Origin of the sequence: Runella sp. (assembly GCF_027484545.1) — a bacterium.
Lineage (GTDB): Bacteria > Bacteroidota > Bacteroidia > Cytophagales > Spirosomataceae > Runella.
Genome location: NZ_JAIXST010000220.1, coordinates 1 through 8,974, shown reverse-complemented (window position 1 = coordinate 8,974; position 8,974 = coordinate 1). Strand labels below are relative to the sequence as shown.

Annotated in this window: 4 protein-coding genes; 2 read left to right on the top strand and 2 right to left on the bottom strand. The window is 46.4% G+C overall.

Annotation, left to right across the window (positions count from 1 at the left end):
• Positions 1-440: 440 nt before the first annotated feature.
• Together Q0081_RS20375 and Q0081_RS20370 are read right to left on the bottom strand one after the other, a co-directional pair.
• Positions 441-3,950 (bottom strand): DUF4175 family protein, encoded by a 3,510-nt coding sequence (locus Q0081_RS20375; protein WP_298357740.1) that lies wholly within the window; start codon positions 3,948-3,950, stop codon positions 441-443.
• Positions 3,951-4,102: 152 nt separating this feature from the next.
• Positions 4,103-6,301, bottom strand: coding sequence for a penicillin acylase family protein (locus tag Q0081_RS20370; RefSeq protein ID WP_298357737.1), 2,199 nt, complete (start codon positions 6,299-6,301; stop codon positions 4,103-4,105).
• 256 nt (positions 6,302-6,557) lie between these two features.
• Here Q0081_RS20370 and Q0081_RS20365 point away from each other — a divergent pair, with 256 nt between their 5' ends.
• Both Q0081_RS20365 and Q0081_RS20360 read left to right on the top strand, forming a co-directional pair.
• Complete coding sequence (locus Q0081_RS20365) at positions 6,558-6,860, top strand: hypothetical protein (protein WP_298357734.1); 303 nt, start codon at positions 6,558-6,560, stop codon at positions 6,858-6,860.
• 90 nt (positions 6,861-6,950) lie between these two features.
• Positions 6,951-8,873, top strand: coding sequence for a hypothetical protein (locus Q0081_RS20360; protein ID WP_298357731.1), 1,923 nt, complete (start codon positions 6,951-6,953; stop codon positions 8,871-8,873).
• Positions 8,874-8,974 lie beyond the last annotated feature (101 nt).

Sequence of the window (8,974 nt, the reverse complement as noted above, 5' to 3'; positions counted from 1 at the left end):
TGCTGTGACAACTTGGGCAAAATAGGTACATAATCTTTGAGTTTAGTCACTCCAAAGTTAGGCATTTGCCCCCGTTGTCTATTTTTTTGTTATAGCATTACTTTGCGCGCACTGCCCCAAAAGAATACCAGAAGAAAGTAATGAGATAGAAATGCCAAAAATAAATCCTATGAACCAGTGTATTAATGATAAAAAATTAAGCATAATATATTTTTTTAAACTTGTGATTATCCTTAAAAAACACTTCACTGCAGATTAATCTAAGAAGCAGAAAAAATTGGGCTTACAGAATACTTCTTACAAGTATCACAAATCTCTATCTCCTTTGCAAGTAAAACTTCAAAAAATCTCGTAAAAAACTGAATGACAAGGAGAAACCGTAAAAAAAGGGCCATTACAATCCCTCATCATGGCCCTTGTTGTTATTTTGAAACTATCAACTATTTATCTCCCGCGCCCGATTTTTTAAAGTAATTATCCGCTTCGCGTTTGTAGAAAGGAGCGAAACTTGGCGGTACGGTGCGCAATAGTTCCGTTTGGCGTTGCTTGTCTTTGACGTACTGCTCAAAGGCCGCCGGCGGTGTTTTGGGTTGCGGTTTGGCCGTTTCAGCTTTGCGTTGGGTATCTTCCTCCTGTTGGCGCAATGCCTTTTCCGATTCCAACAACCGCGTCACAATGTCCTGTTGGCGTTTGATGAGATTCGGATTCATGCGTTTGTTCACCAAATCGGTTTCCGTTTCGTCCATTTTTTCCATCAAATCTTTTACCTCATTGCCCACTTTTTTGCCCCCTTCGGAGCCTTTTTGCGAGTCCATCAACTCCTTGAGCATCTGACGGATGCGGCCTTGCTCGGCCGCCATTTTGGCTACTTCTTCCGACATCTGTCGACCACTCATGCCGCCTTTTCCACCTTGGCCTTGCTGCATTTTTTGGATGCGTTGATTGAGTTGTTGCTGCAATTCACCCAAGCTTTGACCCGGTTTTTTGCCGCCTTTTTTCTTGCCTTGTCCCGGCGCGCTCATCGCCATCATCGCCGCCTGCATTTGTTGCAGCGTTTGACTGAGCATCAGCGACAGGTTGTTCATGGACGTCATTGCAAATTGCTGTTTGCTGGTAGCCATGTTGAGACGACGCTCGCGGATGTAACGCGTGCTTTCGATCATGTGGAATTTCATGTCGTTCAACTCGCGCGTCACAAAGGTCTGGATTTGCATGACCCGTTTGGCCAAGGCATACAAACTGTCTTCAATCACTTTGGCATCGTCCTGCAATTTGAGTTGGTCTTGGGCTAATTTAATGAAACGCGGGTCCTGTAAGTTTACGCCTCGGAAATCTTTCATCACGCGTTCCTGCTCAAAAGACAATTGGATGAGGTTTTCAAGAATGTCGCGTAGGTTGTCCATGTTTTCGTCCATCTCTTCCATTTCGGCACTTTCCATGGACTCCTGCATTTTCTGAGCCATTTTTTTCATGGCTTTAGCTGCTTTTTTCTGCGACTTAGAGGCACTCTTGTTTTGTTTTTGGTTTAGTTGCTTAGAACTTTCATCCTGCTCTTTATCCACTTCCTGTTGGTCTTCCTTGCCGGTATCCATTTCCTGTTTATCCTGCAATTCCTCGTTCAATTTTTCGAGTTCTTCGATGTCCTTTTTGGTCTCGTCAAACTCTTTATTGAGTTCTTCCTGGTCTTTTTTGAGCTCTTCCTGTTCTTTATCTTTTTGGTCTTTGCCGTCCTGATCTTTACCGTCCTTGTCTTTCTGGTCTTTGTCTTTTTGGTCCTTACCGTCCTGATCTTTACCTTTTTGATCTTTGTCTTTCTGATCTTTATCCTTTTGATCCTTGCCTTTTTGGTCTTTGTTTTCCTTTCCTTCCTGATCTTTCGATTTTTCTTCTGCCTTTTCGGCCAATTTCTCCTGCTTTTCCGCCATTTCGTTCAAATCCTTCTGGATTTGTTCGGCTTTTTGCTGGAGTTGAAGCTGCTTGAACATTTCCAACGCCTTTTCGATTTCCTTTTGGGCGTTAAATTCCTTGTTTTTCAACTTGTTCATCAACTCCTGCATCTTATCGTCCTGCTGTTGCTGTTGGAGGAGTTTTTCGAGTTGTTCGTACAGTTTTTGAGTTTCAGGGTCGAGCAATTCCTTCATCAGTTTCTGCAATTGCTCCATTTTTTGCTTCATTTCAGGGCTTTGCTCGGCAAACCGCTCCTGCTTTTCCTGGGCAGTTTGGGCTTGCTCCTGCATACTCTTCATGTCGTTCTGCAACTCATCCCGTTTCTTTAGCAGGTCTTCAATTTGCTTTTTGTCTTGGAAATCAAGCTCTTTTTCACTTTTGAGACGTTGATCTAATTTCTCTAATTCCTTTTGCAGGCTCTTCGCTTTTTGCAGCGTTTTGTTGATCTGAGCTTCGGTTTTCTCCGCCGATTTTTCCGCTTCGGCGCGTACTTCTTCTTTCGACGGCACGGCAAAGTCAATCAACCGTGATTTAGCCGATTTCGGTCCGTTTACACCGTCGTTGTCCCACACTTGCACGTAGTACTCAATGCGGTCGCCGGGAGTGAGGCGGAGGCTGTCCACGTACCATTGAAAATAGAACGTTTGGTTAGTCGTAGATTTGTTGAACGGAATGCCGAAACCTTTGTACACCAGTTTCTTTTCGTCGGTTTTGTCACCTTTGCGACGCAGGTTGTAGAAAACCCGCAAATTGGAAAATCCGTAATCGTCGACGATGTTTCCGCCCAATACAAAATAGTTGTACAGCGTGGTATCTTGGTAATTTTCGAGCGTCAGCGTGGGGTGTTTGTCATTGATGACATTCAGGAAATAACTGATTTTCTCGCGATTTTCTGACTCGTCGTTTTTGAGTTTGATTTCATAATTTCCCGACCGACGAGCGCTCCTGCTGAACTCATAGCCACCCGTCAATTTACCTTCCGCAGGATACGTTTTTTGATCTCCTTCAAACGCCAATGCCATTTCTTCGGTGGCATCCGTGTGGAAATCCCACGTAATGGTGGTGCCTTCGGGAACGGTTAGGTTACCCACGTTGCTCAACTGCTCGGCAGGTTTGCCCAAATAACTGGGATAATTCAATGTCACGTCAAACGATAACAAACTCGGGCGCTCGGCTACCTCCAATTTATATTCGCTTGATTTATAACCCGCGGCTTCAAACTGAAATTCGATGGGGCGCTGGACGTTTTTGAAAGTATATGAATAGGTATCTGCGTCCTCCTGTTCCAATTTAAATTTGGCTTTGTTGTGAACCACATAAACGGCTTCGGGCAATGCCCCACCCGCCAACGAAAGTTTCAGCGTAAAGTCTTCGTTGCGGAAGGCTTTAAGGTTGGGATTGTCGAGTTTGAAGGTAAAGGGGGCGTCGTTGTATTCTTTTTCAAAGTGAATAATGCGGTCGGAACTATTGGCAAAAAAGCGCGGATTGATGAGCAACACTAACGCAATGGCCGCTAATGGATAGGCCGCGTATTTTAGGTAACGACGATTTTGGTCAATTTTGATGGCATCCGAAAATCGCACAATCATCAATTGCTTCGATTTTTGTTGGATACTGGCTTCGATCAGGTCGGTTTGAACACCCGATAAATTGCGTAACTGCAAGGTATTGACGAGTTTATCGCCGATTTCGGGAAAGAAATTGCCGATTTGCCCGGCGGCTTCTTCGTTCGACAGCGACTTGGTCAAACCGTATAAATGCACCAACGGCACGGCTACCCAACGCACCAAGGCATAGCCCAAAATGGCTAAAAAGCCAAAGAAAAGCGTACCCCGTACCGAAGAGCTGAATCGCCCGAAGTACTCAATGGTATTGACAAACAAATAAGCCGACAGCACAAAAGCCGCGGCAAAAATGACACCTTTGACGAGTTGATTCAGATAAAATTTCCGCTTATACTCACCAATGCGCTCCAGCAGTACGGAAGAGGTTGGGTTGTTCATAGTTTGGTGTTTTAGGCCGCTGTTTAGTGGATACAACACTTTTTTCAAAGTTACGTATAAAATTAACGCAAAAATGATGCAAAAAGTAGTGTTGGTTCAGAAAGATTCTCAGAATAACGCAAATTGGGGGAGATTCTATTGTAAAATCAACTTTATTCCCCGGGCCGATAGGTTTTTTCGGCGGCATTCAGGACGTCTTTTTTGTAGAAAAAGATGTCTTTGAATTGCCCGTTGATGTAGCCTTTTACTTGGTCGGTGAAATGCGGTGAATTGGGGTTCGTACTTGCGCCTCCCGTCAGGATTGTTTTGGCTTTGAGGGTTTTACCAAATTCTACCACTGCCACAAAGGTATTGCCCGTGGCTCCGTAACGGGCTTTGGCCTGCGGACTTTTGCGACTGACGTATGCGTTTAGCGAACCCATGTACCCGGGCGTAGCCGGAACGGCCCAACTCGGACGCGCATTGCTGAAAGGTTGACCTTCTTTATTCCTTTGAAAACGATTGAGCTTTCCCCAAGGCACTTCCCACGTACCAAATTCTTTTTTCAAGTCCTGTACGACCAGAGCGAGTTGGTTGAGTTGTTCAGCGGGGGAAATAAAATCAGTGGAAATCGAAGCGCCATTGGTAAGCGAATATTGTTCTTCATTGGCCAAAGGTCGTTTGAGTTTGGCGACGTTCAGGGCGATGATTCTTTCTAACCACAAAACGGCCAGAGTTGTCGCCACCGAGGTCGTATCGGTACGAAAATTCCAGTTGCGGAGCGTTTGAACGGGGGAGGAGAGAAGCGTCAGAGCAGAATCTTGGGATACCGTTTCCGATGCTTTGAAAAGGCTTGGAAGAAAGCGCGCGGCGTTGGGCAAATAAGAATCATGCGCGGCACTGATGACGTCGTCGATAGTAGCGTTTTGGAGTTTACTCAACAATCGAACCGCATTCATAGCGCGGGGCGTGTGCCCGTCGGGGAGCATGTAGGCGGGCTTGTGACTCATGAGGGTATCAAAAACGCCTGCCCCGTACAAAGGCGTCGAATTGCAGTTTTGTACCCAACCGTTGGTAGGATTGACGTACTGCGGCAGCTCGCTGAGGGCGTGCGTTCCCTGCCATTCGGTGGCGTTGGTACTGCCGTCCACTTGCCGTTTCCAGTCGTAGGCGGGGTCTTTTTTGGGAACAAAGTTTCCGTGCCAGTAGGCAATGTTGCCGTCGCGGTCGGCATATACAATGTTGTTGCCTACCAAAACACGTTTATCTACCGTCGCCTTGAAATCTTCAAAACTTTTGGCTTTTGTTTTCAACCAATTCACGGCTAAAACGTCAATGTTGGATTCATTGGATTTGAGAGTTATCCACTTCTTATCTCTTACAGCCACAACGGGACCATGGTGGGTGCGATAGACAGTGAATGTCTTGGACAACAGTTCATTGCCTTTTTTGTAGCGCAGGGTAACCTGCGAACTGTCAACGCCGCGCAACTCGCCATTGTAGCGGTACGAATACTTGCCGTCTTTCTTTTCTATGGTTTCGGAGTAGAGGTCTTTAGCATCGGAAAGAGTGACGGGATGCATCCATCCGCAAAAATCATTGAAGCCTTGAAAGATGTTGAACTGCCCTAAAAACGGCGCACCGTAGGCATTAAGGCCCTGTTTGCTGACCAAGTGAATTTCGAGCCGTCCGTAAAACTCCGAATGGGGATTGATGAGCAATAGTGCGTTTTTGCTTTGCGTCCGCGACGGCGCCAAGGCCCAACCGTTGGAGCCGCCCATTTCCTGATACTCGCGGGCGAGGTCGGGTAGGTAGGAGAGTGAAAGGCTTGCGTCTTTGGAATAAAAAGCCCGGAACTCGGCTTCTGTCAGGTTGCTGTTGGCAATGGAAGGAATGTTGTTCATCAGCACCATCCAAGGTTGTACGCGAGAAATGAGTCGCGGTTTTTGGGCGGGATGTGAAATCATGTAAAAATTAATCCCTGCCGCATAAGCGTCGCACAGTTTACGGAGCCACTTGGGGGTTTTATGGTACAATTGAATGGCTTTGGTGGAGTCAATGAACGTTCTGGCCCACAGGTCTTGGTACAATTCCCGTTCGCCGTCCACTTCCGCCTGACGACCCAAACGGTTAATGAGGGTATTTTCCACTTTCTCAAAAAATTCTTCACACTGAATATACATCATGCCAAATACGGCATCGGCATCTGTTTTGGTATATACGTGCGGCACCCCCCATTTGTCTTTGACGATGGTAATGCGTTGGGCTTGTTTTTGAAGATGACGTATCTCGTCGGGTGAAAATACCTGAGCGTATAAGTTGTTGTTAATGAATAATATAAACGTGAAAAGCAGAAGAAAAGGTTGTTTCATAATACGATTTGGTTTAGTAGGTACACTTTTTATCAGTTGGGTAATTTGAGCATCTTATTACATCATTTCAGAGCAGAATTTTGCAAAAAACGACTATTGAAATAGTATATAAGGTAAAGATTGTTAGGCACTTCTCAAGTATTTAGGATAGTAAAATATGTCTTTTTTTGGCACGTTTCTTGTGCCTTTACCCGCAATGACGTTGTGAAAGATCCAAATGAATGAAGGGATTTTTTCCACAAATTGAAAGTAGAGAATGAAACACACTTTTCAAAACTCGTTACTGATTTTATTACTGTTTATTGGTTTTGGTCACAGCCATGCCCAGTTAGTAAACAGTTTTACCAGCGAAAGTCCCGCCGTTACCTGTCAGCCGAATGGGGCAGAAACGGTGGTTACCATAACCAATGGCGCTACTGCGCTTACCAATGCCGTAATTTCTATCCAATTGGGAGTAGGGATTCAACTATTGCCGGCTACCGTACAACCCTTGTCTGGGCCTACGGTTAGCCTGACGGGCATTAACTTAAACGCTCCGGCGTTTACAGTGGCTTCGTAGCCTGCCAATACCACTCTTAAATTTTCGTTTCGCAAAAAAGCGGGTTGTGCCGCACGCGCCCAAAAAATCAGCGGCGGCGGTTTTCAGGATGTGATCAGCATCAAAAACAGCAGCGGTACCACGCTCAGCATCCTGGGAACCAAAACGGCAACCTACGATATTATCTATGCTTCGCTCAGTATTACGAGCCAAACCACTACGCCCGTTTCCATCAATCCTGGTCAAACCGCTACGCGCAGTATGACCATCAGCAACGGTTCATTCGGGCAGTTGGAAGAGTTTCTCTTTGCCGATATTACGAGCGCTGGGAAATTTATATACAGTGATTTTCGATTGAACCCTGCCTCGACCAACAAAGCGATTCCGGTTTCCGCCATCACTACGTCGGGCGACTCGTTGAAAGTAAAATTTGATAAAGCCATTATTAAACTGATCGGCGATGGCGATGAGACCTTTGAGTTGAACGAAAACTTTGTACTGCAATATAAAATTACGGTAAACCCCTGTTGCCCTGCGGGTACGGTGACTTCCAAACTCATTACGCAATGGGGCTGTGAAGGTCAAATCTGCCAAACGGCGACCGATAATACCCCTTCGGTTTCGGTCACGAGTGTACAACCTAATTTAACGTTTTCGGTCAAAACAAGCAGCCCGCGCTGTTTTGATACGCCTGCCAAACAAACCATCGTCATTGCCAACACCACAGCCTACGCCGCTACGAATGTGAAGGTGCAATTTGGGCCGGTAAATACCACGCCCAATTTTGACAATACGCAACAATTGTATTTGGCGGGACCTTACTCGTATCGCATCAAAAACAACGGCACTCCCCAAACTGCCGGCACGACTCAGTTAGCTACTTCGACCAACGCCTGTGCGCCGGCCGGTTCTGCTACACGAATGGAGACGACGATTCCAACGATTGCACCTGGAGATACTGCGTATGTGGAGTTTTATACGATTTCCTGTTGTGTCACTACCTGCAATGCCGCCTATAACCCGCGCCGTTGGGGCTATTCGGGTACCTACAGCGGGGCCTGTGCGGCTACTACCTATACCCGCAGCATTGTGACGGGACAAAATGAAACGTACACGGCCAATACATTTTCGTTGGATGCGCCGCTGCAAGTCTATTATGGACAAACGTTTACGATGGAGGTGCTTTCCAACGGCAACAGTATTCCTACCCTTTATAATACCGCCCCGGCGTATTTGGAGTACAAGTACACGATTCCGGCCGGTTTTGTGTTTTCGGGCAACGCGGCTGATTTTTCTTTTATTGATGCCGGAGGTATCAACCGAGCGCCCAATTATTTTGACTACACGGGAGGTGTATTGACGGTTCGATTCAATGCACCAATCTCCTTCAGCCAAACCCGCTCGCGGACGCTCCTGAAACTGAAAGCGCAATGCGGAACTTCGGGAAACAAAACCCTTAGTTTTCAATCACAATTTGTCAACGACCCCACGTGTTCCACAGGTTGCGGAGCGCTTCCTACTCAGTGTTCAACCATCGTTACCGAACTGCTGTGTCCCGGCGGGACCTGTACGCAGGGGATGAATTGGGCCACGTACGACATACAGCGCATCACGCTCGGTAGTCCCGATAACAACAACGACAGTAGCCCAGATGCCAGCGGAACATTGGATTTAGCCAAAATTAACCGCTTTATGGTGGGCGATACGCTGCGAGCCATGTATACAGGAACGGTAAAAACTTCGGTTGCTTTTCCTTCTTTTGCGTTCGGTTACGCCACGGCGTCCGTCACCAATGCCGACGAAATCGGCGATGCCCGTTACAGCGTTCAGATCATTCGCGGAGCCAATCGGTACACCTGTACTAATTTGGCCGCTACCGTAACAGGAACTACGACGAAGGTGTTTACCTATGATTTCAGCGCGGCAGCACTGATTGCCAAATCGTGTTTGCCCGCAGGTTTTGCGTTTATCAACGGCGATTCGGTGGTGGTTACGGCCAAATATACTAAACTAAATCAGGTTAAACGCACCTAAATGGTGTTGTTTTTAATAATATTGAGCAAGTACTGGTCATTCCAACCTGCTTTTTTACGCCTTTCTTTGATACTATGCTTGTCATTTTGCTGTTGTAATAG

Coding starts and splice junctions, on each gene's coding strand:
- Q0081_RS20375 (WP_298357740.1), bottom strand. CDS start 3,950: ATGAACAACCCAACCTCTTCCGTACTGCTGGAGCGCATTGGTGAGTAT.
- Q0081_RS20370 (WP_298357737.1), bottom strand. CDS start 6,301: ATGAAACAACCTTTTCTTCTGCTTTTCACGTTTATATTATTCATTAAC.
- Q0081_RS20365 (WP_298357734.1), top strand. CDS start 6,558: ATGAAACACACTTTTCAAAACTCGTTACTGATTTTATTACTGTTTATT.